This is a genomic window from Paenalcaligenes niemegkensis, from assembly GCF_022230885.1.
Taxonomy (GTDB): Bacteria; Pseudomonadota; Gammaproteobacteria; order Burkholderiales; family Burkholderiaceae_B; genus Paenalcaligenes; species Paenalcaligenes niemegkensis.
The window spans coordinates 177,562-203,038 of record NZ_JAKGCT010000002.1; the positions used below are offsets into that span (position 1 = coordinate 177,562).

A 25,477-nucleotide genomic window follows, 5' to 3' on the forward strand; every position below is an offset into this window, starting at 1 on the left:
AACTACGTATTCAGAGGCCACCATGCGTATTGACCGTTCCAGATCCAGCCGTAACATCGAAGATCGCCGTACTTCAGGCCGTCGCGTAGGCAAAGGCTCCATTGGAATTGGCACCATTGTGCTGGCTTTAGTTGCCATGTATTTTGGAGTCGACCCCAGCACAATATTACAAATTGCCGAGCAACCCGTCACTTCGCAGCAAGTTGATGCTCCCACAGGTACGCCATCAGATCCACAAGGCCAGTTTGTGGCCAAAGTTTTAGGCGAAACAGAAGATGTTTGGCGTACCGTCTTTACTCAACAGACCAATGGCCAATATCAGCCCCCAACACTGGTTCTGTTTCGTGACGCGACGCCAACCGCGTGTGGTACCGGACAGGCGGCAATGGGCCCCTTTTATTGCCCTGCTGACCAAAAGGTATATCTGGATTTAGGTTTTTTCGATGAGCTTGCCAACCAGCTCAACGCTCCTGGCGATTTTGCCCGGGCCTACGTTATTGCGCACGAAATAGGCCACCATGTGCAGAACCAGGTAGGGAGCATGCGACGCGCGGAAGCACTACGATTACAAGGGGCCAATGCCAACCAGGTTTCGGTTCGGGTAGAGCTGCAAGCAGATTGCTATGCAGGTATCTGGGCACATCATGCTGATCGCGAACGACAGATTCTGGAGGCCGGCGACATTGAAGATGCTCTGCGCGCCGCCAGCGCGGTCGGTGATGATACGCTTCAAAAACGTAGCCGTGGTGTGGCCGTGCCAGACTCGTTTACGCATGGCTCGTCAGCGGAGCGCATGCAGTGGTTCAACCGCGGCTTCAACTCTGGCGCACTGCAGAGCTGCGATACGTTCAATGCCAGCTAAAGAGCTTCGCCTGATTTGATGCTGCCTGATCCTGTTTAACGGCGTGCTTGCAGCCCACAAAAAATGCGGTGGCCCTGAAAAAGCCCCCGCAACGCTGAGCCTGTCACCGCTTCAAGCTAGTCGATAGCATCAGGCACAATCGTCCGTTGAATCGAACCATCCAATGCTTCATAGCCAAAATAATTAATCACGTCATAGAGCTCGGATCGGGTCTGCATCTTCGATACGCTCTGCGCTGCCGTTCCGCTTTGTTTAAGTTCGGTGTAGAACTCTTCCATGGCCTTGGCTGCGATGCGCAAACTGGAAACTGGCCATATTGCCATGGCATAGCCCATCTCCTCAAACTGGTGCGCCGAGGTTTGAGGTGTACGACCGAATTCAGTCATGTTGGCTAACAAAGGCACGTCAAGAGCATTGGCAAAGGCTTCGAACTCTTCTTTAGACGCTAAGGCTTCAGGAAAAATAGCATCCGCACCTGCTTCAACATAAAGCTTAGCCCGGGAAATTGCCGCCTCAAGTCCCTCAGAGCCTGCGGCATCAGTTCGTGCAATGATACGAAGGTCGCTACGGGCACGTGAAGCGGCCGCAATTTTCTCGGCCATTTCCTGCGGTGTTACCAAGTGCTTTCCATTTAGGTGACCACACTTCTTAGGTAAGACCTGATCCTCAAGCTGTACAGCAGCCACACCGACATCCTCAAGCTCACGTATCAAGCGCATGACATTCAGTGCTTCGCCGAAACCGGTATCGCCATCGACCACCAAAGGCAGGCGGGTAGCACGAACGATAGACCGCGCACGCACTACAAGCTCCTCCATGGTGATAAGTCCGAGATCAGGCAAACCCAGCGATGCGGTCAGTGCCCCGCCCGACAAGTACAAAGCTTCGAAGCCTGCTTTGCGAGCAATGAGGCCCCCGATGGGATCATAAGCGCCAGCAATAGACAAAAACTTTTTCTGTTGCCATTGAAGCGCCAACTGAGCTCCGAGCCCTTTGGGAAGAGGCTGTTCCAGCCATACGGGTTGAATATTATTTGTCATGTCCATTCCAATTAACCATTATTATCGTCACTTGTTGAAGGAATGCAGACCAGCCCTTCCATCAGGCGACGCTGCGTTCTTACAATTTCTGCTGCGTGAATTCGGGGGATCGCCGAATGGGCGCAGGCTTCGATTTTTGCCCCCACCTCAATGACACCGCTGGGCGTACCCAGACGTAGACGCTGTAGATTCGGAGCTCCCTGGGCAACCTCATTGACCAACGTGCCAGCTACTGCCGCAGCACTGGCCACTGCTAGCGACACCGTAATCGGAGCTGCTCGATGCGGTTGTCCTGCTGAAATCATGCGAACAACCAGATCAACGTCTGCAGCGTTAATCTGTTGGCCATTCAAGGCCTGATAACTTTCAGGTTGACTAACTATACAAAGCTTCGGAATCGCAATAATGGCACGGGCCTGCTCCACCGTTTCCGCTATACCCATCAGGATAGATGCCTGCTCTCTGATGTACTCGAGCTCTGCCAGACTGGATTGATCCGTCTCTAACTGATCAGGCATGATCGTGCCCTCCAAGCCCAGACTCTCTGCAAGAACGAAGACAGAAGGAATTGCAGAATCAACCAAGCTTACCGAAACCGTCTCTCCCCTAAGAGTCTGAAGCTCATGCCGAGCCCGTGCCTGAGTCAATAAGCCCCTGCCCAATGTATTGGCTGGATCTATAAAGCTTAAAACAACAGGAGATCTTTTTGAAGCCAACCCTGTTAAAGTCACCTCTCCCCTGACACATGCCTGCCCGTTGCTCACTCTGAACGTGGAGTGAATTATTTTTCCTGAGTTGGTATTGTGGATTCGCACTAGACACTCACCATTGGCAGGTCCGCTGACCAGACCCTCTTCGTAAGCATAGGGTCCCACAGCGGAACTCATATTTCCGCAGTTTCCGCTGTAGTCTACGGCTTCTCCCAATACCGACACCTGAGCGAAGGTATAGTCCACATCAGCATCTTCGCGAGCGCTCTTTGAAATCACACACACCTTGCTTAGCGACGACTGCCCACCTCCCATGCCGTCTAGCTGCCGACCATAAGGATCCGGGCTGCCCATGGCAGCCAGGAAAACAGAAGCCCATTGATCTTGATCATCGGGTAAATCTGCGCGATTAAAGACCAAGGCCTTAGATGTACCGCCCCTCATGAATACTGCGGGTATTTTCTTTTGACTCATTGTTATTCTGCCTCGCCCTGAATCTGCCCTAGAAAAGAGGTGTAGCTCGCCGTTAGATGTCGTCGCATCAGCATGGCAGCCAATTCGCTGTCTTTTTCGATAATTGCCTCCACAATCCGCTGATGCTCAACCAAGGCTATCTGCCCCCTGCCTTGCACCTTTTTATGCTGCGCTCGTAACAGCACCAACTGAGGGTATAGCTCTTGCCCCAGCGCCTGCTCAATCAGATAGTTACCACTCAACCGAGCAATCAAACTATGAAAATCATTGTCCCCTCCCCTTTGCAGATAAGCGCCAGAGGGATGTTTGGCGACGGATTCCTTATGCTGTTGCAATACATGCCGCAGCTCATCTTTAGCTCTCGCATCAACGCGTAAGGCAGCCAAGCGAGCGGCTTCGCTCTCTAGCGCAGCACGAACCTCGTATAGAGCCTTAGCATCGCTCACACTCATCACTCTGACGCTAGCACCAATATTGGGAGTAAAGGTAACCAAGCCAATTGAAGCCAGATAGCGTAACGCTTCACGCACAGGCCCACGACTAATATCAAAGCGCTCAGCCAAGGCGACTTCGGCCAAGCGATCGCCGGGAGCGAGCCTTCCTGCCATGATGTCCAAAGTCAATTCATGGCCAATTTGTGCGCTTGCAGACCCATGCCCACTTCGTTCAATAGCTGATATTGTAAACAATTTAAAACCCGCCATCAAATTAAGGATGTTTTAACATCACAAAATATAGCACTAAATCGATGATAATAGACTGATTACTAGTGAAAACCCTACTTGAAGCAAAGGTTCGATACAAGTCAAATACAAACCAAATACCCATATTGTAAACAATATTGTTTTCTCTACCTAAAAAACAGGACTCGTATAAATATGAAGATGCTTAAATCCTGGACGGCAGCGTTGCTATTAGGCAGTTCGTTAGCATTCGCGGCAAGCACCCCCGCCGTGGCCGCCGAAGACAACTGGCCCAACCAGCAAATCACGTTTGTTATTGCACTAGGCTCGGGCGGGTCCGCAGACCGTACCGCCCGGCTAGTAGCGCAGCGCATGCAAGATAAGCTGGGCGTGCCTATAAGAGCCATTAACCAAGAAGGCGGTGGCGGCCATGTAGGCCATGTCTACTTCCAGAACATGCCTAAAGATGGAACGTTTTTTCTTGTCACTTCAATCCACCCTTACATTAGTAGCGCCATTCTTAATCTGAATGCGAGCTACACCCTGGATGACTTCGCGTTCGTAAATGGCCAATGGACGGACATTGACTTATTTGCTTTAAATGCAAAACTGCCCTATGACAGTCTCGATGAGTTCATGCAAGCCGTAACAGAAGCTCCTGGCAAATTTCGTATCAGCGTAGTGCCAGGCTCTACAGGACATATCAATACCGTCTTAATGCTCGAAGCCTATGGATTAACGACTGATGCGGTCAACATTGTTACCTACGAATCAGGCAACGCCGCTCGAACCGCCGCTGCCGGTGGTCAGGTTGATATGACCGTACTGGGCGCCGACGGCACTATCTCCATTAAGGAATTTATTAAGCCTCTAGCCGTCGCCTCTGAGCAACGCCTGGCAGACTGGGACGCCCCCACACTCAACGAAGTCCTGGAAAAACGCGGGGTTGAACCTGTCACTCCATTGGTAGGTTCAATGCGCGGCATCGCTGCCCATGCTGAGTTCAAGGAAAAATACCCCCAACGCTTTGAAAAATTCAGCAATACCTATAAAGAGGTACTGTCTGACCCAGCTTTTCAAAAAATGCTGAATGATCAAGGCATTGGATCCGACTGGTTAGGACCAGAAAAGACAACTGAAATCATCCATGAAAACTTTAAAATCTTAGAGCGTTTTAAAGACCAGCTATAAGGCTCTCTTTTCCGCTGGCTCATATTGAGAACCTCTGAGCTAGTGGTCGCTCACCATATGGAATAAACGTTCATGTCTAGACGTGTTTCTTACACTCATCTCTCTTTTCTGCTTTTCGTTACTGTCGCAGCAATTTTTTTAAACTGGAACGCGATCAACGCGTCGACTCGCCTCTATAACCTAATAGTCGTGCTTCCTAGTGGCGCACTCTGCCTGCTCTTCGTATTTCTGATCGCCTTATCGGAAAGACGCAAACCCACTGACGTACTAAGCGAGTCGGCATTAAAAGCAAAACGAAAAGCCACCTTAGGCGATATCGTCTTGCTGGGTGTATTTGCACTGTTTTGCTTAAGTCTAACGACCCTAGGCTTTGATATCGCCACCTTTGCCTTTGTATGGCTTGGAATCTTGATGGGTGGAGAAAAGCGCTGGCTCGCACCTCCTGTGTTTTCCTTTCTCTTCACCCTGGCTTTAATCAAAGGCTTCGGGTCGTTATTTCCGTTTCCCATGCCTTTAATGGTGTTTTGAGATGATTGATACTTTAGCTTTTTCACAAGCATTAGGGTTACTGTTTTCCAGCTTTGACCCTTGGCTGTACGTCATTCCGGGACTCGTCATTGGCTTAGTCTTTGGAGCTATTCCAGGCTTACAAATCTCGATGGCCATGGCCGTTTTCCTGCCTGTTACCTGGGCAATGGAGTTTCTCCAGGCCATGCTGTTTTTGACCGCCATTTTTACAGGTGGTGCCTACGGGGGCGGGGTAACAGCCATTCTTATGAATATACCTGGATCCTCTTCAAGCGTAGCCAGTGCCTTTGACGGCTACCCTATGGCCAGACAGGGAAAACACAATGAAGCACTGGGAATCGGTCTTGGCGCCTCTGTAGTGGGTACTTTTTTTGGGTACGCTCTACTGTTCTTTTTGATCCAACCTCTGGCTGGCATGGTGTTAAAACTAGGTCCGCTAGAAATGGTAATGATCGTAATGTGGGGCTTAGCACTGATTGCTACACTTAACGACAGTACCGTCCTGAAGGGTTTATTAGCCGGCACTCTGGGCTTGCTACTTAGCCAAGTCGGCATGTCGTCCACGGGAACCATGCGCGCCACATTCGGCAACCCTTATCTTATCGATGGCATTTCCGTAGTTCCGGCCATGATCGGGCTCTTCGCCGCCTCCGAGCTTCTCAGACTTCGTTCAGGCGCTTACCTGGTTGCCGAGGAAGCAGATCGCCGTATTTCCATCAAGAAAATCCTGGGCGGCTTTAAAGAGGTCTTTAAGTATCCAAAAGAGCTATTCAAAGGAAGCTTTATCGGCGCTTTAGTGGGCGCTGTCCCCGGCGTGGGCTCTTCAGTTGCCAATCTGGTGGCTTACGGAGAAATTCGCCGTTCATCTAAAGAACCCGAAAAATTTGGTACCGGTTGCACAGAAGGGTTAATCGCAGCTGAGTCCTCCAACTCAAGCTCAGAAGGCGGCTCCATGACCGCTTTGCTGGCGCTGGGTATTCCGGGAGGAGCAGCAACAGCGGTCTTGCTAGCCGCATTTTCCTTTCATAACCTGGTCGGCGGCCCATCATTTATCCGAGACCAACGAGACCTTGTGTATTCGATCATTATCGGAAACTTTGGTCAGGTGATACTGCTTGGAGTTGTAGCGTTGGCGGTACTGCCTCTGCTGGGCCTAGTCGTACGTATCCCCTTAAGCTATTTGGTGCCGTCGGTGTTGGCATTATGCGCCTGGGGTGGTTTTGGTATAACCGGTACTATGGCGGGTCCGTTAACAGTCATGGTCTTTGCTGGTCTAGGGTGGTTAATGCGCCGCCATGACTATCCTGTTGCGGCCACCGTGATTGGTCTTCTGCTGGGCAAGATGACTGAAGGCGAGCTAGTACGCACCTTACAGATTTCAGGAGGGAATCCGCTAGTTTATATGACCGAACGTCCTATTGCTGCGGTCTTACTGGTAGTGTTCATTGTTTCGGTGATCGTAATGCCTATGCTACGCCGCCAAAAAGCCAAAAAGCTCGCGCTGGCTAAGTAATGGTGAACTGGAACTGGTCCAGGACGCTCTTGAAGGGCGTCCTGGCGCTTAGCATCGGCTTCGTAGGCAGTGGCTTCTTTATCTACTTCGGGCTCGCCCTGCCGTGGGTACTGGGCAGTATTCTTGCATGTGCCGTCGCCTCGCTACTTGGAGCATCATTACAGCTTCCAGGCGCCTGGCGTGGCTACGCCATGGCAGCACTTGGCGTAGTGTTAGGCAGCAGCTTTACCGCTGAAACAGCACAGTTAGTGCCCCAATGGCTGCCCACGCTCAGCGTCATGCTATTAATCACAGTCTTGTATTCATTCCTCAGCTACCAACTATTAAAAAGATGGTCAGGCATGGATAGCCTGACTTCCCTGTTTGCAGCCGTACCCGGCGGGCTATCGGTAGTTAGCGCCATTGCTGATGCCTACAATGCTGACACTCGCCGTATTGCCCTTAGCCATTCAGCGCGATTAGTAGCGCTGCTTAGCCTAACCCCAATTTTGCTACATTATATTGGGGGTTACGAGCTGGGAAACCCGCCCACACCCACAGAATCGTCCGAATCAACTCAGTTATCCTGGGATCACCTCCACCTTATAGGATGTGGTTTAGGGGGTGGCTTCTCGCCAAAAAGATGAAGTTTCCTACCGGCATGCTACTGTTTCCTTTACTGGCATCAGCTGTATTACATAGCACTAACATCAGCACAGCCTTAGCCCCGCCTTCTATCGCCTCTTTAGCCCAACTCATTATCGGTACTAGCGTGGGGGTACGGTTTGCAGGCTATAGCATAAAAACCATCATGAAGGACGGCTGGCTCTCTATTATTATTGGCCTGCTTCTAGCGGCTGTGGCGCTCATTGCGACCCTAATAATGCAGTGGATAACCGGTATGCCTTTTGGCCCCCTCCTTCTTGTATTCTTGCCAGGCGGTGCCCCTGAAATTGGAGTCATGGCATTAGCCTTAAATATCGATCCTGCCATGGTCACCACCCACCACATGTTGCGTGTTTTGTTTTTAATGGTAGGAGTGGGCCTGTTAACCCAGCGCATCCATCAGTTTCAGAAGTAAAACTCAAAGAACAGCGCTCTTAGCGCCCCAGGCCCTCACCCTTTATTTGCCACAAAAAGAGCCGCACATCCATTTTTGAATGTGCGGCTCTTTTCCGGCTTTAACCAAGGTTAACGGGCGTACAACCAAATCAGTACGCATATCCCTAACGCAATCCGATACCAGGCAAAGGGCCTATACGTATGCTTCGAAACAAAGCGCAACACTGCTTTCACTAAAAACAAGGCGCTGAAAAAAGCAGCAATAAAGCCTACCGCAATCCCCCATGTTTGATCGCTGCTTAAGGCGCCACCATTACGATATAAATCGTAGACTGTGGCCGCCAGCATGGTAGGCATCGCTAAAAAGAACGAAAACTCGGTAGCCGTTTTGCGATGAATACCTGCCAGCATACCGCCAACAATGGTTGCGCCCGAGCGCGAAGTGCCGGGCACCATCGCAATGCACTGGGCAAAGCCAACCACTAAAGCCTGTTTCCAGGTAATCTCTTCCAGGGTATATGAAGTGGCTCTTTCTGAGGTAGCGGTAAGCCCTTCATCAATTGCAGCACCAGGGTTCTGCTTGGCGTAAGCAGGCTTACGCTCGACCCAAAGCATGATAAAACCACCAATAACCAGGGTAAATACGAAAATCAGCGGATTATGGAATAAGGATTTAATAAACTGAATGGTCAAGGCGCCAATAACGGCAGCAGGCAGGAACGCAATAATGAGATTTCGCGCAAACATCATTTCAGTGCGATCACCACTGAATGTACCTTTGACCAGTTGCCAGACTCGCTCTCTGAATAACCAGATGACCGCTAAAATAGAACCAAACTGAATAACCACCTCAAAGACTTTATTGCTATCGGAGGGGAAGGAGATCCACTCGACTAACAACAATAAATGAGCCGTACTTGAAACAGGAATGAACTCAGTAAAGCCTTCGATAATACCCAAGAGGGTAGCTTTCAATAAATACAGCGTGTAATCGGTCATGTGAAAGACAGCAAAATAGGAATAAGGAGTGGGCTCAGACAGTTTCAAGGCCCTCGGTAGAGTCGTGTCGTCGCACGGCAACTGTCGCTATCCGTCGCCCCTCTAACGCCAACACTTCGAACTCTATTTGAACATGATCCCAATTGAAACGACAACGATCACCAACCTTGGGAAGGTGACCAAATCGTTCAAGCAAATAACCGGCCAGAGTTCCGAATTCGTCGTGCTCAACAACCAGGCCTTCGATATTCAGCACCTGCTCCAGATGTAGCAGGTCCGCAGCCCCATCAACCAGCCATTCGTTGGAACCCGTAGCATGTATATCGGCGGTTTCGTCTTCATCGGGAAACTCGCCGGCAATTGCCTCGAAAATATCAATGGCTGTCACTACACCGATAATTGAGCCGAACTCATCTGCAACCAGAATCAGCTGGCCGTGCGACTCTCGAAGCAAGCCCATCAGAGCAAGCACATCCACCGACTCAGGCACAATCACCGGATCACGTAGCTGAGCAAGACGGATGTGTTGATGCATCGTCAAATCGGCAATCATTTCTTTTGCGTTTCCCACTCCTAGCAATTCATCAAGGCTTCCTCGGCAAACGGGTAGGTAACTGTGGGGTTCGTTAAGAATGAGTTGTTGTTGGTGCTCTGGTGGATCAAGCAGATTAACCCAGGTGATGTCATTGCGTGGAGTCATGATGGAGTGCACGTTACGCTCGGATAAGTTCAGCACGCCACTGACCATATTGCGCTCTTCATCGCCAAACACCAGGCTGGCCTCGGCCTTGATAGGGTCTAGCTGAAGCTGATCGTTAGCTTTTGCCGTGTGCTTGCCTAATAAACGCAATACCGTCTGTGCGGTACGCTCACGCATAGGCCGTCGAAGCTCGGCTTTACGCTGATTACGTTTAGCTAGCTGGTTTGCGCTTTCCACGAGCACTGAAAAGGCAATCGCTGCATACAGATAGCCCTTTGGGACGTGGTAGCCAAAGCCTTCGGCCATCAGCGAAAAACCAATCAGAAGCAAGAAGCCGAGGCACAATATCACCACTGTGGGGTGGCGATTCACAAAGACCGTCAAAGGCTTCGAAGCCAGCAGCATAATACCGATAGCAATGGTTACTGCCATCATCATGATGGACAGATGGTCGACCATCCCTACCGCGGTAATAACGGCATCAATAGAAAAACCGCATCAAGAATCACAATTTGCAACACGATCACCCAGAAGCCGGGATACATGCGCGAGCTGGATGCGCTTCGAGTGCGCTGCTCAATACGCTCGTGGAGCTCTATCGTACCTTTAAACAGTAAAAACAGACCGCCAGCAATGAGGATGAGGTCTCTGCCTGAATAAGACTGCCCCAACAGATGTATCAAAGGCTGGTTCAGAGTAACCAGCCAGGACATCAGTGCGAGCAAGCCCAAGCGCATAATCAGCGCCAGTGATAATCCTACGATACGTGCACGATCGCGTTGGGCGGGTGGAAGCTTCTCGACCAAAATGGCAATAAACAATAAATTGTCGATGCCCAGCACGATTTCGAGTAATACCAGCGTCAGTAGCCCTACCCAAGCGGTAGGTTCCAGCATCCATTCCATGAGGCTGCCCCTGTGCAGAGTCCTTGAAGCGATAATACTCTAAAAAAAACGCTGCTTAGAAAGCAGCGCTAATCACACTATTCCTGGAAGTGAGCCAGCATCTGGGTGAAAATTTTGGGGGTGGCTGCAATGATCTGACCAGACTGATACCAGTCTTGCTCGCCCTGATAATCGCTGACCAGACCACCGGCTTCGAGCACCAGCAATGCACCCGCAGCCATATCCCAGGGTTTGACTTTGGTGGCTACAAAACCATCCAGGCGACCGCAAGCCACATAGGCCAGATCCAGCACGGTAGAGCCCATGCGTCGCACCGCCGCGCAGTCGCTGAGCATTGCGGCAAACGGCGAATGGCTTGAAATTACGCCACCGGCCTCGTTCACATGAGCACCCAACAGGGCATCAGGGTACTTGCGGCTTCCGGACACACGCACACGGCGATCGTTTACAAAGGCGCCACTGCCCCGGCTTGCATGGAAAATCTCGTTATGGTTGGGGTCATAAATAACCGCATGGGTAGGCACCCCTTTATGCAGCATCGCAATCGACACTGCATAATAAGGAAAGCCATGGATAAAGTTGGTAGTGCCGTCGATGGGATCAATGACCCAAATATTTTCAGGCTCACCATCGCCTCGAGGCTGCAAAGGGGCGCGTTCGCCAGATTCCTCACCTAAAAATCCGTGATCCGGGTAGGCAGTGCTTAAGGCTTCGATGATGGATTCTTCTACAGCTGCATCTACATCCGTGACATAATCACTAGGCCCTTTGCGGCCGATTTGTAGACGGTCAATGTCTACGCTGGCTCGGTTAATCGTATTGCCTGCTCGGCGTGCCGCTTTGATAGCGGTGTTTAGCATCGGGTGCATAAGTATCCGTATTTCTTAAGAGTTCGTTGCCCAATCTGCTCGCGTACTTCTACTTTACGAAGTACGCAGCACAATAAGGCACTGATCACAACACAACAATTATTTTAAATGACTCAAACAACGGCAGACGCTACAGACACGGTTTTTAAACAGATTCGCTTTGTCATGGTCAAACCCAGTCACCCAGGAAATGTAGGGGCAGCGGCGAGAGCGATAAAAACTATGGGGTTTAAAGAACTGTGTTTGGTGGCACCTAAATTCGATAACATGATCGAACATGCTGACGCCATTGCCTTGGCAAGTGGCGCTAACGACATTTTGAGCCAAACGCGTATCGTACCAAGTTTAGAGCAAGCGTTGGCCCCTGTCTCGCTGACTTTCGCACTAACGGCCCGTCCACGTTACTTAGGGCCGCCGCCATTAGACATTCGCCAAAGCGCCACCTTGGCCGCCGAACACATTGAAACTGAGTCTGGTATGGTGGCAATGGTGCTGGGAACCGAGCGCACCGGGCTTAGCAACGACGATTTAGACCTGTGTCAGCACCTTTGCCATATTCCTGCCAATCCGGGATACAGTTCGCTAAATGTGGCGCAGGCCCTACAATTAGCAGCATGGGAACTTCGATACGCCTTGCTGGACAGGCTCGATCTTGATGCCTTGCCCCATACAAATGGCAAGGTAGATCCAGGTTCGCTCACCGCGAATAATGGATTGGTAGCCGATTTTTTAACCCACTGGGAGCAAGCCCTGATCGCGGTGGACTTTTTAGATCCGGAACATCCCAAGAAACTTCTCCCGCGCATGCGACAGTTATTCAGCCGCAGCCGCTTAAGCATCAACGAAGTTGCCATGCTCAGAGGCCTATGCACCTCAATGATTAAAACTGCCGCCAAGGCCGCCGCTCGAAACAGTCAATAATTTTCTCTGCTCGCCCTCTTACTATGTTTAAACAACTACGCGAAGACATCGCCTGTATCCATAAACGTGACCCAGCTGCGCGTAGTCGCTGGGAGATTCTTACGTGTTATCCGGGTTTGCATGCGATCCTTGTTCATCGTTTGTCGCACAAACTGTGGAATCACAACTGGCTTTGGCTGGCTCGCTTTCTATCTCACCTCTCCCGTATGCTCACAGGCATCGAAATTCACCCCGGAGCCCGTATTGGCAATCGCGTGTTTTTCGATCATGGATTCGGGATCGTGATTGGTGAAACAGCGATAGTTGGAGACGACTGTACTATCTACCAAGGCGTAACCTTAGGCGGCACCAGCTTGTATAAAGGCGAAAAACGGCACCCTACCCTTGAGCAGGCAGTGGTGGTCGGGGCCGGCGCACAAATACTCGGGGGTTTTACGGTCGGTGCAGGGGCGAGAATCGGGTCTAATGCCGTCGTAGTCAAACCCATACCGGCCGGTGCTACGGCAGTAGGCAACCCGGCACGCATTATCAGCAAGGAAAAACCGCACAGCAAAGCCACTGATGACTCCTTGACCGCGGCTCCTGAAAGCGCTCCCCATATCGCGGCGACTTCAACGCCCGATAAGGTAGATTTGACCTGTCAGTCAGAATGGTCTGGAAAGCCTTTGCATGAACTGCTGGATCGTAGCCGTAAAGACGCTGCCCCGGTTCAAAGCAATGCATCCTCTGACACCCGGGAAGTTCCAGCCTCGCAGAGTGAGTTTGCAGCCTATGCCGTTGATCAAAGTAACAACGATCCTTTAGTACAAGTCATTAATGAACTGGTCAATCATGCGGCAAAACAAGATGCACGCATTAACCGGCTCTGTCACGCATTGGAAGAGCTTGGTCAACGAGTTGAAAATGGCTCTCCGCCCCTGGACACTGAACGCCTGAACAAAATGATGGAGTAAAGGCTGCTTGCAGGAAAAGCCGTTAGCCGTAAGAAAACCACCCTATATCACCCCCTGACCCGGACAGAGAGCGCCACACAGCAATTTTTGCTCGGGTTTACCAGCAGGCAGCGTCCGTAGAGTGGACATGGTACGGGTACATGCAGTATTTTTAAATACTGAATCATTTATTTTGTAACGGTGTAGCACATGGAAACTCAAACCCAACCTGATGCCACAGCAACCGGTCCCCGCACATTACGGCGCGGTTTACAGATACTCCAGACCTTGCAGGCCCACGATGATAATGGTTTGAGTGTTACCGAAATTTCTCGTTTAACCGGCTTGCAACGCCCCACTATCTACCGCCTGCTGGCAGCCCTGACCGAAACTGAGTTCGTGCATGCTGTGGGTCGTACCCGTCGATATGCCGCCACCAAGGTACGGTTACCTGTAATCGCAGAACCGTCAAATCGTATCGTAGATATTGCCAAACCTTTAATGCGCGAACTCGCTGAGCAGGTCGGCGACGCCGTGTTCCTGGTGGTACGGGAGGGAAACAGCTCAACCACCTTATGGCGGGAAATCGGTTCATACCCTGTGCAGATACTTGCTACCTATGTGAACAAGGTGCAGCCATTAGGCGTGGGTTCTGCCAGCATGGCGATACTTGCCAAGTTAGACGACCAAAGCATCGATGACATCATCCAGGCAAATCAGGAACAGCTTGAACACTATGGCGGAATGACACAGCGTGAAATGCGCCAGCTTATCGCTAATACACGTACCCGGGGTTACTCGGTTGTGGGCAATTATGCGGTACGGGGCGCATTGGGGGTGGGCTCCGCACTCTGCGATGCGCAGGGCAAGCCTATACTGGGTTTAAGCGTAACAGCCATCACTGAACGCATGCCCTCTCGCCGGCAAAAAGAAATTGCCCAGATGCTCGAAAGCACCCTTGCAACGCTGGCCAAACAGCTTTTTTAGGGGCAGATAGCTACCTACGCTAACCGGTGTGAATAGCAATGGGGAACAAACGGCCAATGCCCCTAAAACGTACGAACACAGGACTAGGCAACCTGGCTGTTTTCGACAGCATTGATTTCCCGCACAGGTACAGGCAGTCTTAAGCCTGCCTGCGCCAACGCCAAAGGCGCCTGACGCAACAAGGCAAAACGCAGATCCCAGTAATTTTCTGTCTTGGCCCACGCCCTGATGTTGATCACAATGGTGCTCTCGCGGTATTCCATGGCCATAACCATGGGTGCAGGGTCAGACAGCGTATGCTCGTTAGCCACAACCAGGTTCTTGAGTATGCTGATTGCCTGATCAAGATCGTCTCCGTACCGGATATTAACGCCCACATCCAGACGGCGAGTTTCATTGCGACTGTAGTTAATAATGGCATTGCCCCAGATTGAACTGTTGGGTAGCGTGAACTGAATGCCGTCAACCTGTATGAAACGCGTCAGAAACAGGCCGATTTCATCTACCGTACCATCTCCCTGACCCACGATTGAAACGAACTCGCCTGCGCGAATAGGGCGCAGCGCAAGCAACATGATGCCTGCAGCAATATTTTGCAGTGTGCCTTGCAGAGCAAGACCTATGGCCAGTCCCGCTGCACCCAGTACCGCGACCACACTCGCTGTCTGCACGCCAAAGCGCGCCAGCACGGCTATGCATACAAATACCCGGATAGTCCAGATGGTAACGCTTTGCACCATAGGGACGATGGTCTGATCGATACGAGGGGAGCGTTGCGCCACTTTCTTCAAAGCCTTACCGGCAATGGACGATCCCCACCACCCCACTACCAGAATGATGACCGCTACCACTAAATTAATAGCGAAAACTTCGATCCACGACCCACTGAGGCCGCTAGGAATTACATCCAACATGAAATTCACTCCTGCTTAAGGTTGACTGACAAGGCGAGACATCATACTTTTTTCAGGTGATCAGTCAGGTTTAGGTTTACGCCACACACTGGCCAGCCAGGGCTGCTGCGATCTGGGCAACCCGCTAGGGCGATAATAATGATCCACCAGGACAAACCCGGCCTGACTTAAATATTGCTGCCAGGATTCCCAGCTATGCAGTGATACATAGCGGTCGCCATTCCAGCCTTCTTGGTCCTCGCCCCAAGGATTCGAACTAAACAGCACACCATTTTCTCGCAGCGCATCAAAGATGCGTCTTAGCACCTCGGGCAGCTGCTCCTTTGGAACATGGAACAACGATGCATTGGCGTAGACGCCATCAAAGCGGTTTAGCCCTATAGATAAATTCAGCATATCCTGATGCCAGAACTCGGCATCACTGACCGAGTTTCCCATCGCTATAAATTGGGCACAACCATCCAGCCCGACCGCCCGATGCCCCAGCTGTGAAAACGCCAGTACGTCACGTCCTGGACCGCAGCCAAGATCAAGCAGATCGTAAGGGGCTGAGCCGGAAAGAGCCTGTAGCAGAGCCCGGCGGTTTTGTTCTACATCGTGATCCCAGGTGCCTTGTTTAAATTGTTCCGCATTTTGCGCGTAATGCTGAATGGTGCGCTGACTTGAAGCCGTATTCATAATATACATTGAACCCAAAAACGTGTTTATTGGCCTATAGTAAGGGTTACCGTGACCCAGTTTAGGACAGTTAAGCATGAAGCAAAACCACCCGTACTCAGTACTTGATTTAGCCCCTATAGTGCAAGGAGGAACAGCCGCCCAGTCCTTTGCCAATACTGTAGAGCTCGCTCAACTGGCAGAAAACCTGGGCTACCAGCGCTACTGGATGGCTGAGCATCACGGAATGCTGGGGATCGCCAGTGCCGCCACCTCTGTACTTATCGGGCACGTTGCCGCCCATACCAAACACATACGTGTAGGCGCTGGCGGGATCATGCTGCCCAATCACTCTCCGCTGGTTATTGCTGAGCAATTCGGCACACTGGAATCTCTATTTCCGGGCCGCATTGACCTGGGCCTGGGACGCGCTCCCGGTTCTGATCAGCTCACAGCAAGGGCACTGCGCCGAAACTTACAGTCTGATGCCAACGAATTTCCGCAAGATGTGCTTGAACTGATGGACTACATGTCTGACGAGCCAGAACAGCCTGTATTAGCGGTTCCTGGCAAAGGCCTGCACGTTCCAGTCTGGATTTTAGGATCCAGCCTGTTCGGAGCGCAACTGGCAGCCGCTTTAGGCCTGCCCTATGCCTTTGCCTCACACTTCGCCCCCGCGCAGCTGATGGACGCCCTGAACGTGTATCGCAGCACATTCAAACCTTCTCAGTACCTAAGCAAGCCTTATGTCATGCTGGGTTTCAACGTATTCGCCGCCGACAGCACTGATGAAGCCAGCTATCTTGCAAGTTCGTGGCAGCAATCCTTTGTTAGTCTGCGCACTGGCAAACCCATACAGTTGCCCCCGCCCGTCGAAAACTATCTGGAAAAAATGGGGCCTCCAGCCCAGGCACTTATCGACCATGTCCTATCGTGCTCCGCTATTGGCAACACCGAATTGGTGGCCCAGCAAATCAAGGCCTTTATCGATAAAACGGGCGCTGACGAACTCATGCTAACGTCAAATATGTACGATCATCAGGCGCGCATACGTTCTTACCAGCTCACTGCCGATGCCTATGCACTGATCAATAAAACGGCAACATAAAGCTCGACTCCTGGCAGTGTTTTCCCCAGCTTGAGTAACCTCCCCTGTATAAACAAGACATCATGAGCATGAACTGGCGTTACCCCTACCCCTCTGCGCGCCCCGCCGTCCTTGGGAGCAATGCAATCAGCACCTCACAGCCTCTGGCCTCGCAGGCAGGTCTTAACATGCTGTATCAAGGAGGGAACGCCGTGGATGCCGCCATTGCTGCTGCAACCACCTTAACAGTAGTCGAGCCTACCGGCTGTGGCATTGGCAGCGACGCCTTCGCCCTGGTATGGGACGGGAAAGCATTATCGGGGCTAAACGCCTCAGGCCGGGCACCAGAAGCGTGGAGTGCTGACTATTTCAAAGGTTTAGACGCCGTCCCCCAAACAGGCTGGAATTCCGTTACCGTTCCCGGTGCTGTGTCCGGCTGGGTGGCATTATCTGAGCGTTACGGAAAGCTTCCTTTAAGCACCGTGATGCAGCCAGCCATCAACTATGCTCGCCATGGCTTCCCGGTTTCGCCTATTATTGCCTCGCTCTGGGATCTAGGCGCACAAAAACTGGGCACGCAGCCAGGCTTTGCCTCCTGCTTCATGCCTGGTGGACGCGTTCCCAAGGCTGGTGAAACGGTCATCAACCAAGCTCAGGCTGAAACGCTGTCCTTAATCGCCCGCAGCAATGGCGAGGCCTTTTACCGCGGCGAACTGGCACAAAAAATGGTTGAGCACGCCCGACGCTGTGGCGGCGCTCTTAGCCTGGACGATCTGGCAAAGCACCAAATCAACTGGTGCGACCCCATCAGCACCTCTTTCGGGCGCTACCGCCTGCATGAAATCCCACCCAATGGGCAAGGCATTGCCGCTTTAATGGCGCTAGGCATGCTGGACGCGCTGGGCTTCGAAGGCTTGGAAGTCGACGATGCGCAGACCGTTCACCTTTGCATTGAGGCCATGAAAATCGCCTTTGCTGATCTTTACGAACACAATGCCGACCTGGACCATATGCGCATTCAGCCTGCTGATTTACTCAACCCCCACTATCTGCGAGAACGCGCTGCACTGATTGATCCCAAGTATGCCCAGGCACCTGTGTTTGGCAGTCCCAAGCCTGGCGGTACGGTCTATCTTGCTGCGGCGGATGCCAACGGCATGATGGTGTCGTTCATCCAATCCAACTACATGGGCTTTGGTTCTGGTGTGGTGGTGCCAGACACAGGTATCAGCCTGCAGAACCGCGGCCACGGATTCAGTCTTGACCCGGCCCACGCCAACTGCGTAGCCGCTGGTAAGCGACCTTCGCACACCATTATTCCCGGTTTTGTCACCCATCAGAATGGCGATCCCTACATGGCATTTGGAGTCATGGGCGGACCCATGCAGTCGCAGGGACACTTGCAGATGTGTGTCAGGGTGCTGCATTTCCGTCAAAACCCCCAGGCCGCCTCTGACGCACCTCGATGGCGTGTGACAGGCGGACTGGATGTATCGCTGGAGCCAGGCTTTACGCCCTCGGTTATCGACGAACTCAAAGCCAGAGGACACGCGCTGACGATAGAAGAAGGCAACGGCGTGTTTGCTTTTGGGGGCGCCCAGCTGATCGTCCGTGAAAATGGCAGCTATGTGGGTGGATCAGACCATCGCAAAGACGGTCAGGCCTGCGCTTTTTAGCCTAAATTATCATTTGATAGGCGCAAAAAACCCACCAACAAGGTGGGTTTTTTACTACTTCCGTATGTACTGCGTAGTCTTTCGTCCTCAAAGCCCTTGGCAAGTCATACAAGGCTTCTGAGCATTTAGTCAACAACGACCGGACCATCTTTCGCATTCTTGGCCAGGAAGCCGAGTACAAGCTTACGCTCGTCGTCGGTTAGCCCCGCCCGTGGGAACATACTTTCAGTAATACCTTGCCATTGACCAAAGGTGTAGTCTCCTGGCTCGCGTGCTACGTGGCACAAGGTACAGCGCCCGTAGAACAATTTTTCGCCGGGTGTCATATCGGCCATGGTCGCGCCCTTGAGTTCGTTGGTACGAGCTACCAGGCTCATGGCAGCGACATCCAGTCCCAGACCATTCGACTCTTCAATAACCGGCGGCTCAAAAGCCAGGTTATCGGACTCGGGGTCAGTGCATTTACGCAAGCTGGCAACGCAGGTATTGGCACTCGTGGCCTGACTAAGACCGCTGGCCGCTATGCTGGTAGTAATGACGTTAATAGAACCACTGTTACAGCGACCTTTAGCGTCAAACTGCAACCAACCGCCTTCTTCCAGGCTAGCCACCCCTTTCATGATCTGATCCGTAACCCGAGCTCCGGCAATAACGGTTCCGCGCTTGTTATACAGCTCGACCAGCTCGCCATCTTTGATGCCATTCGCCTCGGCGTCCTCCACACTAATCAGTACGTGTTGACGGCCCTGCACGTGCTGCTCAAAACGCAGTTCCGTATTGGCCATCTGCGAATGCAAACGGTTATAAGGGTGCGGACTGACCACATGCACCTGCCCCTCTTTAGCATTACCCAAATATTCTAAAGGCTCAAGGAATTTCGGAATGGGCGGACAGTCAGGGATGTTATAGCCAGCAATGGTCTCACAATAGAGTTCGATTTTTCCGGAAGCCGTATGCAAGGGGTTTTTCTCGGGATCATCGTAGAAATCTCCGTGACGTACCCAGCGATTCATTTCCTCGGGGACTTCCAGCTTGACGTGGCCTTTCTCCCAGAATTCTTCAAAGGGAATGTGGCCATCGGAGTGATCATAGGCGTTACGCAAAATCTGCTGAACCGTCAGTCCCTCGGTGAAGCCGAAACCTACTCCCATCAGATCGCCCAGACGCTTGAAGATTTCAAAGTCATCCAGGCTTTCCCCATAAGGTTCGATGACTTTACGCATAGCGTAGATTTTGTCATTACCATAAGTACCACCTGTGCTCATGTCATCGCGCTCAAGTGCTGACGTGGCGGGCAGGACAATATCGGCAAAACGCGACGAGGCACACCACCAGGGGTCTTGGCAAATATAGGTTTCAACCTGCTGATTAAGCGCCCGAATAAGCTCGTTGGTATCTTGCTGGTGCGACATGACGTTGTTGCCTGCCGCGTACACCAATTTAACGTCGGGATAGACATCTTCGGTGCCATCACGGGTATATTTCTTGCCAGGATTAAGCAACATCTCGCTGATACGCGAGGCAGGGCAGCGGGTAGTGAGCGGGTTACGGCCTTGCGGCAGACCAATAGGCATAACCTTGGTGGACTGCGGCATCCCACCGCCACCATAGTGCCAGCTAACGCCAATACCCTCGCCTGGCTTACCAATTTTTCCAAGCATGGCTGCCAGATTGATCGCTGCCCAGTGTGGCATTTCGCCATGGTGGGCGCGCTGTAACGACCAGGCCAAGGCAAACTGCGTACGCTTGCTGGCGAACAGATCAGCCATTTCAATGATTTTCGCAGCGGGGATGCCGGTGATTCCTGCCGCCCACTCTGGCGTTTTCGCCGGAGTGCCGTCGGCGTCTTCGCCCAGAAGGTAAGGCAGGAACTTATCGAAACCTACTGTGTATTTATCGAGGTAGGCCTGATCGTGTTTACCCGTTGTGTAGACGTGATAGGAGATTGCCAGAAACAGTGCTGTATCGGTATTGGGTACGATTTTTACCCAGTCGGCTTCCATCGCAACGTCTGTAGGGGTGTATTGCGGATTGATGGAAATAAATTTTACACCGCGTTCTTTGATTTTTTTCCAGCGCGGGAACATCTGGTGATCAGCGACAGTGAACTCGACCCGGTTGTTCTTCCAGGGGTCACAGCCTACCATTACCATGACTTCGGTTTTATCAGCGATGACTTCCCATGAGGTCTGAGGAGAATAAACTTCCATGTCGCCGATAATATGCGGCAAGCTGATTTGGGAAGCGCCTGCCGAGTAGTCCCCTGTGGTTACCGAGTGCCCCCCAATCAGGTTAAACAAGCGCCCCTGCAGAACTTGTGGGCGCAATAATCCTGCATGAGACCAGCCGCCGTATGAAGCGCTGAACAAGGCCTCGTTGCCATACTTCCCGGCGGTAGTCACGATGGCGTCGGCGGTTATGGCCAGGGCTTCTTCCCAGGTGACCCGTACAAAGGGTTCTTTGCCGCGCAGGTGTGGCTTGGTGTCTCCTGTTTTTCGGCCTTCCAGATACGACTTGCGAATCATGGGGTACTTAACACGAGTTTTATCGTAGACACGGCCCAACAAGCCTTCTGTGAGCATTTTGTTGGGCATCGCGTCGAGCTCGGGGATGGGCTGTACACCAATCAGCACGCCATCTTTAACCACTGCGTTAAACGGCCCCCAGTGACTGGCACTTGGGATGGTAACAGTATCGTCAGCAAATACATGATCGGCTGCGAACCACGTTAATCCATTGGCTGCGACGGCTGTCGCGACTGTAGACTTCAAGAACCTTCTTCTACTGAACCCCATCAGATCTTCCCTTACAAAAACGTCCTATGTGCGAACACTCACCCTATCGCAGTTGACGTAAAGCGACCTTGTGCTATATCAAAACCTCGGCTGTTTATTTGTGCGGTGCTTCACCCCACTGCACCGTTGCTGCATGCGTATCGCGCAGCGTGAAGTGTCAGTCGGCTTTGTCCGGGTGTCCGGTGAACAGGTCGTGGGCGAGCAGGCTGATGCCGATGGAGGGGTTTAGATGGCGTTGCGTTTGGGTTCTTAACACGCCACGTTAACCCAGGTAAAGGCTTGCTATATTTTTTTAGATGGCCTATTATAGATTCTCTGACGCGGGATGGAGCAGCATGGTAGCTCGTCGGGCTCATAACCCGAAGGTCGTTGGTTCAAATCCAGCTCCCGCAACCAAATTTAAAAGCCTCGATATTTAATAGATATCGGGGCTTTTTTGTCTGTTAAATCTCAAGTTATTGTTCGCTTTTCGGTTAGCTCTTTGATCAGCTCGGGTACAAACACCTGCGGTCTTTCGCTGAGTTTCCCGACAGAACTGATGCATTAGCAGCCTGCTACCTGTCCAGTTAATTTCTAACCCTCAATGGCAGCGCGGCCTTGGCCCCTCATGATCTGTAGGCGACCCAGCCCTTGAAGGTGAAGGCGCAATAGAACAGCTCGATATCCGTGAATCCGGCCTCGCTGAGCAGATCAGCGTCTTGCTCTGGCGAGAGCACGGGCAATCGCCCCTTGAGCCTCAGAATGTTCTCGGCCTGCCCCGAAGGCATTCCGGAGGCGAGCGCGAAAGCAGCGCTACGCCGGAGCCACGTGTCCTGGTCCGGCCCTTCGTTGGGGAAGCTGTGATGTACGACAACCAAGGGGGCGCCAGCCTTTAGCCGCATATGCATTTGCTTTAAGGTTTCTAGACGTTCGGCCTGCTCAAGAAAGTGCAGTGTCAGAAGGCAGGTCGCGCCGTCGAACGGTCCCATGGGAGCAGTGTCGATATATCCTTCGTGCAAGCGCGCACGGGGTGCGAGAGGTCCTAGCGTCGTGCGGGCCAACTGGAGCATTTCGGCCGACGGGTCCACCCCATCGAAGCGCCAACCTGGTTGCATCTCGGCCAAGGCCTTCAACTCAAGCCCACCACCGGCACCAAGCACCAGGATGCGGGCATCGGCCAGCGCACGCTCGGCCAGCAGCGCACCGGCCATCTTCGGCAAGTCACGCAAACCGGGCACCATCCGCGCGGCGTTCTCGGCATAGCCCGAAACGATGGTCGAGCCGGAAAACGAAGTCATGAGGCGGCAGCTTCCTCTTGCAGGGGTGGAACGGTCTCGCCGATAACGATGACGTCGTGGTCCATGCTCAACTCCTTTTGCATCGTGCCGCCGCATGCCGACGTACAAAGTCAGCCGCCAGATCGGCAAGGGTGATTTCCGAAAACCGCTTTAGCAGCAGTGCCTCCGCCTCGGCAAACGCACCTTCGAGCGCAGCGTTCACCGATTGTTCCACCAGGCACTCCGGTGTTTCGTTGCGATTGCCGATGGCAAACATTGCCGGCTCGCCCAGCGCTTCGTGCAACTGGCGCAGGGTGACGCAGCCAAGGTCGGCATGAATACGCCATCCGCCCGCGTGGCCTCGATCCGAAGTGACAATGCCCGCTTTTCGCAAATACCCCATGGTGCGCCGCACGACGACAGGGTGGGTACCCAGGCATTGGGCCAGAGTTTCAGAAGTGATCGGTGAATCCTGCTCTGCCATGTGCAGCAGCGCGTGCAGGACCGACGATAGGCGGCTGTCTCGTTTCATGTAACTAATGATGTTGCATTTAGAGTTGTGTGTCAAGTCCGCGCTGGAAGGTGGACGCCTATCGCACCGACGTCCTTCGCAAATTTCTGCAAGAGCCGTACCAACTGCGCAAAATCCTGTTCTTCCCACGTCGCGAATATCGCCCGCCCGATCCGCTCGCGCGCCGCATCCACAGCATCGGTCATGGCCTTGCCATTGGGCGTCACGATCGCTTCGCGCACGCGACGGTCTTTGGGCACTGTCCGGCGCTGAACCAGGCCCAGGTCTTCTAGCTTCGCGACTTGCCGGCTGACCGTCGTGTAGTCGCGCCCGAGACGGTCGGCGATTTCGACAACGCCAATCGGCCCAAGTCGCTCGATCCCCACCAGTAGCGGAAACAGGGCCCGGTCAAGCGATATGCCGGCTTCCCGCACCATCGCCTCGTCGCGCTGCAGGCGGTTCATTTCGCTGACGATGCTGATCAGCGCATCGTGCAAGAGGCGTAGTTGCTCGGATATATGTGCATCTTGCACATTCTTTTTAGATCGCATAATATTCACTCCAATTAGGTGCATATTACACATAATGGAGCCCAAAATGAAACCGCACTTTGCCACAGACGTACTGATCTGCGGGGCAGGAGCAGCCGGGCTGACCCTTGCCATCGAGCTTGCGCGACGCGGCGTCTCGTTCCGGCTGATCGAGAAGATGAAGACACCGTTTGCTGGCTCGCGCGGCAAGGGCATCCAGCCACGAACCCAGGAAATCTTCGAGGACCTTGGCATCCTCGACAAAGTTGTGGCAAGCGGGGGAACCTATCCACACCAGCGTGCCTACCGTGACGACGGTAGCTACCTTGATTCAGACATGGCCGACGACATCGAGCCGACGCCAGCAGAGCCTTATCACCTGCCATTGATGCTGCCACAGTTTCTGACGGAACAGATCATGCGCGAGCGGCTGAACGAGCTTGGCCACTGCGTGGAATTCGGCTGCGAATTAATTGGACTGGAGCAGGACAGCAGCGGCGTCACCGCACGCGTTATCGGACCGTCGGGCGAGGAAATTTTCCAGGCTGGCTATCTGGTTGGCGCCGATGGCGGGCGCAGTCTCGTGAGGAAAACGATCGGCGTGGACTTCCCCGGCAAGACGCTGGGGGTGCGCGCCATCGTGGCCGATGTCGTGCTGACCGGGCTGGACCGCGACGCTTGGCATCAGTTCAACAACGGCGACATGCAGCGAATGCTCGCGATCTGCCCGCTCGCCGGCACCGATCTGTTCCAGATCCAGGCGCCGATCCCGCCGGATGCGCCGGCCGATCTCTCGGGCGAAGGGCTGACCGCCCTCGCCGCCGCACGCACGGGGCGCACGGACATCATCGTGCACTCGGTGTACTGGGCCTCGGATTACCAGATGAACGCGCGGCTGGCCGAGCGCTACCGTGTGGGCCGGGTGTTTCTGGTGGGCGATGCCGCCCACGTGCATCCGCCCACCGGAGGACAAGGCTTGAACACGAGTGTGCAAGATGCCTACAACCTAGGATGGAAGCTTGCGGCCGCGCTAAAGGGAGCAAGGCAAGACCTTCTGGACAGCTATGAGGCCGAACGTCGTCCCGTGGCCGAAGCCGTGCTCGGGCTCTCGACCCGGCTGCTCGAGGCCCAAAAAGAGGGCGGGATGCGTCGCGGACGCGAAGTCCACCAGCTCGATATCGGCTACCCGGACTCGCCGCTCTCTAAGGAGCTGCCCGAGCGCAAAGGTGGCATCCGGGCCGGGGATCGCGCACCGGATGCCCCGGTCAGGCGCGCTGCGGGCCAGCCCTCGCGCCTGTTCCAGTTGTTCCAAGGCCCGCACTGGACGCTGCTTGTCCATGAGGCCGGATTTGACACGATCCGGCCGCGACCAGGGCTGCATATCCACCATATCGGCTCGAGCGGCGATGTCATCGACGCCTGGGGGCACGTTCGCGATGCCTATGGCTTGGCACCGGGCGAGTGCGTGCTGATCCGCCCGGACGGATATGTCGGCGCGATCCTTGACGCAGACCAAACCGCCAAGCTTGCAATCTACCTGACTCGCATGGGTGTGAGCGAACTCGAAGAAACATCGAAATGATAGCCGCGGGAGCTGGAAATGACAGATGACGCCTTTCCAACGGAAATGACCGGGGAGACAAAGGCGTTTGACTGGCGGTTGATCCTGCCCGTTTTCCTGATCGTCTGCATGTAT

General features: G+C 53.2%; 21 protein-coding genes, 1 tRNA gene and 2 pseudogenes. 12 read left to right on the forward strand and 12 right to left on the reverse strand.

Annotated features, from left to right (window positions below):
* Nucleotides 1-22 precede the first annotated feature (22 nt).
* A complete protein-coding gene (ypfJ, locus tag L1889_RS02610) occupies nt 23-862 on the forward strand; it encodes a KPN_02809 family neutral zinc metallopeptidase (RefSeq protein WP_238663755.1) in 840 nt (279 codons plus the stop codon).
* Nucleotides 863-978: 116 nt separating this feature from the next.
* On the opposite strand, the gene prpB is transcribed toward ypfJ, so the two are convergent.
* From prpB to L1889_RS02625, 3 genes are read right to left on the reverse strand one after another with little or no spacing between them, the layout of a single operon-like run.
* Nucleotides 979-1,902 (reverse strand): methylisocitrate lyase, encoded by a 924-nt coding sequence (prpB, locus tag L1889_RS02615; protein ID WP_238663756.1) that lies wholly within the window; start codon nt 1,900-1,902, stop codon nt 979-981.
* An 11-nt stretch (nt 1,903-1,913) separates the two neighbouring features.
* Nucleotides 1,914-3,086, reverse strand: a complete 1,173-nt coding sequence (locus L1889_RS02620; RefSeq protein ID WP_238663757.1) for a PrpF domain-containing protein — start codon at nt 3,084-3,086, stop codon at nt 1,914-1,916.
* A gap of 2 nt (nt 3,087-3,088) precedes the next feature.
* Nucleotides 3,089-3,775, reverse strand: a complete 687-nt coding sequence (locus tag L1889_RS02625; protein ID WP_238663758.1) for a GntR family transcriptional regulator — start codon at nt 3,773-3,775, stop codon at nt 3,089-3,091.
* Between the two features lie 189 nt (nt 3,776-3,964).
* Here L1889_RS02625 and L1889_RS02630 point away from each other — a divergent pair, with 189 nt between their 5' ends.
* The 4 genes and pseudogenes from L1889_RS02630 (at nt 3,965) to L1889_RS02645 (ending at nt 8,061) form a co-directional block, all read left to right on the forward strand.
* On the forward strand, nt 3,965-4,960 hold the full coding sequence (locus L1889_RS02630) for a Bug family tripartite tricarboxylate transporter substrate binding protein (protein ID WP_238663759.1): 996 nt from the start codon (nt 3,965-3,967) through the stop codon (nt 4,958-4,960).
* Nucleotides 4,961-5,032: 72 nt separating this feature from the next.
* Complete coding sequence (locus L1889_RS02635; RefSeq protein ID WP_238663760.1) at nt 5,033-5,488, forward strand: tripartite tricarboxylate transporter TctB family protein; 456 nt, start codon at nt 5,033-5,035, stop codon at nt 5,486-5,488.
* A gap of 1 nt (nt 5,489) precedes the next feature.
* Nucleotides 5,490-7,001: a tripartite tricarboxylate transporter permease gene (locus L1889_RS02640; RefSeq protein ID WP_238663761.1), complete on the forward strand. Its 1,512-nt coding sequence runs from the start codon at nt 5,490-5,492 to the stop codon at nt 6,999-7,001.
* Nucleotides 7,001-8,061 (forward strand): annotated as a pseudogene (locus L1889_RS02645) (AbrB family transcriptional regulator). The gene L1889_RS02640 and the pseudogene L1889_RS02645 overlap by 1 nt, the downstream one beginning before the upstream one ends.
* 110 nt (nt 8,062-8,171) lie before the next feature.
* Here the strand turns inward: L1889_RS02645 and L1889_RS02650 are convergent.
* From L1889_RS02650 to L1889_RS02660, 3 genes and pseudogenes are all read right to left on the reverse strand, one after another.
* The gene (locus L1889_RS02650; protein WP_238663762.1) at nt 8,172-9,041 is read right to left on the reverse strand and encodes an undecaprenyl-diphosphate phosphatase; all 870 of its coding nucleotides are present in this window, start codon (nt 9,039-9,041) and stop codon (nt 8,172-8,174) included.
* Between the two features lie 34 nt (nt 9,042-9,075).
* Nucleotides 9,076-10,646, reverse strand: a pseudogene (locus L1889_RS02655) (TerC family protein).
* A gap of 77 nt (nt 10,647-10,723) precedes the next feature.
* Nucleotides 10,724-11,515 (reverse strand): inositol monophosphatase family protein, encoded by a 792-nt coding sequence (locus tag L1889_RS02660; RefSeq protein ID WP_238663763.1) that lies wholly within the window; start codon nt 11,513-11,515, stop codon nt 10,724-10,726.
* Nucleotides 11,516-11,623: 108 nt separating this feature from the next.
* On the opposite strand from L1889_RS02660, the gene L1889_RS02665 reads away from it, so the two are divergent.
* From L1889_RS02665 to L1889_RS02675, 3 genes are all read left to right on the forward strand, one after another.
* The gene (locus L1889_RS02665; RefSeq protein ID WP_238663764.1) at nt 11,624-12,436 is read left to right on the forward strand and encodes an RNA methyltransferase; all 813 of its coding nucleotides are present in this window, start codon (nt 11,624-11,626) and stop codon (nt 12,434-12,436) included.
* Nucleotides 12,437-12,459: 23 nt separating this feature from the next.
* Nucleotides 12,460-13,389 (forward strand): serine O-acetyltransferase, encoded by a 930-nt coding sequence (gene cysE, locus L1889_RS02670; RefSeq protein WP_238663765.1) that lies wholly within the window; start codon nt 12,460-12,462, stop codon nt 13,387-13,389.
* A 189-nt stretch (nt 13,390-13,578) separates the two neighbouring features.
* Nucleotides 13,579-14,355: an IclR family transcriptional regulator gene (locus L1889_RS02675; protein ID WP_238663766.1), complete on the forward strand. Its 777-nt coding sequence runs from the start codon at nt 13,579-13,581 to the stop codon at nt 14,353-14,355.
* 83 nt (nt 14,356-14,438) lie between these two features.
* On the opposite strand, the gene L1889_RS02680 is transcribed toward L1889_RS02675, so the two are convergent.
* Both L1889_RS02680 and L1889_RS02685 read right to left on the reverse strand, forming a co-directional pair.
* Complete coding sequence (locus tag L1889_RS02680; RefSeq protein ID WP_238663767.1) at nt 14,439-15,269, reverse strand: mechanosensitive ion channel family protein; 831 nt, start codon at nt 15,267-15,269, stop codon at nt 14,439-14,441.
* Nucleotides 15,270-15,329: 60 nt separating this feature from the next.
* A complete protein-coding gene (locus L1889_RS02685) occupies nt 15,330-15,947 on the reverse strand; it encodes a class I SAM-dependent DNA methyltransferase (protein WP_238663768.1) in 618 nt (205 codons plus the stop codon).
* A gap of 76 nt (nt 15,948-16,023) precedes the next feature.
* On the opposite strand from L1889_RS02685, the gene L1889_RS02690 reads away from it, so the two are divergent.
* Both L1889_RS02690 and L1889_RS02695 read left to right on the forward strand, forming a co-directional pair.
* Complete coding sequence (locus L1889_RS02690) at nt 16,024-17,034, forward strand: LLM class flavin-dependent oxidoreductase (RefSeq protein ID WP_238663769.1); 1,011 nt, start codon at nt 16,024-16,026, stop codon at nt 17,032-17,034.
* Between the two features lie 62 nt (nt 17,035-17,096).
* Nucleotides 17,097-18,689 carry a gamma-glutamyltransferase family protein gene (locus L1889_RS02695; RefSeq protein ID WP_238663770.1) on the forward strand — a complete coding sequence of 531 codons (1,593 nt, stop codon included), beginning with the start codon at nt 17,097-17,099 and terminating at the stop codon, nt 18,687-18,689.
* Between the two features lie 125 nt (nt 18,690-18,814).
* Here L1889_RS02695 and L1889_RS02700 read toward each other — a convergent pair whose 3' ends face one another.
* Nucleotides 18,815-21,460 (reverse strand): molybdopterin-dependent oxidoreductase, encoded by a 2,646-nt coding sequence (locus L1889_RS02700; RefSeq protein WP_238663771.1) that lies wholly within the window; start codon nt 21,458-21,460, stop codon nt 18,815-18,817.
* A gap of 343 nt (nt 21,461-21,803) precedes the next feature.
* Between L1889_RS02700 and L1889_RS02705 the strand changes: the two genes are divergently transcribed.
* Nucleotides 21,804-21,880: transfer RNA gene (locus L1889_RS02705), tRNA-Met, on the forward strand.
* A 209-nt stretch (nt 21,881-22,089) separates the two neighbouring features.
* Here L1889_RS02705 and L1889_RS02710 read toward each other — a convergent pair.
* The 3 genes from L1889_RS02710 to L1889_RS02720 all read right to left on the reverse strand — a co-directional run bounded on the left by L1889_RS02710 (nt 22,090) and on the right by L1889_RS02720 (nt 23,802).
* Entirely contained in the window at nt 22,090-22,761 is a 672-nt protein-coding gene (locus L1889_RS02710) for a class I SAM-dependent methyltransferase (RefSeq protein ID WP_238663772.1), read from the reverse strand.
* 67 nt (nt 22,762-22,828) lie between these two features.
* Nucleotides 22,829-23,272 carry an Rrf2 family transcriptional regulator gene (locus L1889_RS02715; protein WP_238663886.1) on the reverse strand — a complete coding sequence of 148 codons (444 nt, stop codon included), beginning with the start codon at nt 23,270-23,272 and terminating at the stop codon, nt 22,829-22,831.
* Nucleotides 23,273-23,304: 32 nt separating this feature from the next.
* The gene (locus tag L1889_RS02720; protein ID WP_238663773.1) at nt 23,305-23,802 is read right to left on the reverse strand and encodes a MarR family winged helix-turn-helix transcriptional regulator; all 498 of its coding nucleotides are present in this window, start codon (nt 23,800-23,802) and stop codon (nt 23,305-23,307) included.
* Nucleotides 23,803-23,848: 46 nt separating this feature from the next.
* Between L1889_RS02720 and L1889_RS02725 the strand changes: the two genes are divergently transcribed.
* Nucleotides 23,849-25,363, forward strand: a complete 1,515-nt coding sequence (locus L1889_RS02725) for an FAD-dependent oxidoreductase (RefSeq protein WP_238663774.1) — start codon at nt 23,849-23,851, stop codon at nt 25,361-25,363.
* Nucleotides 25,364-25,477: the final 114 nt, after the last annotated feature.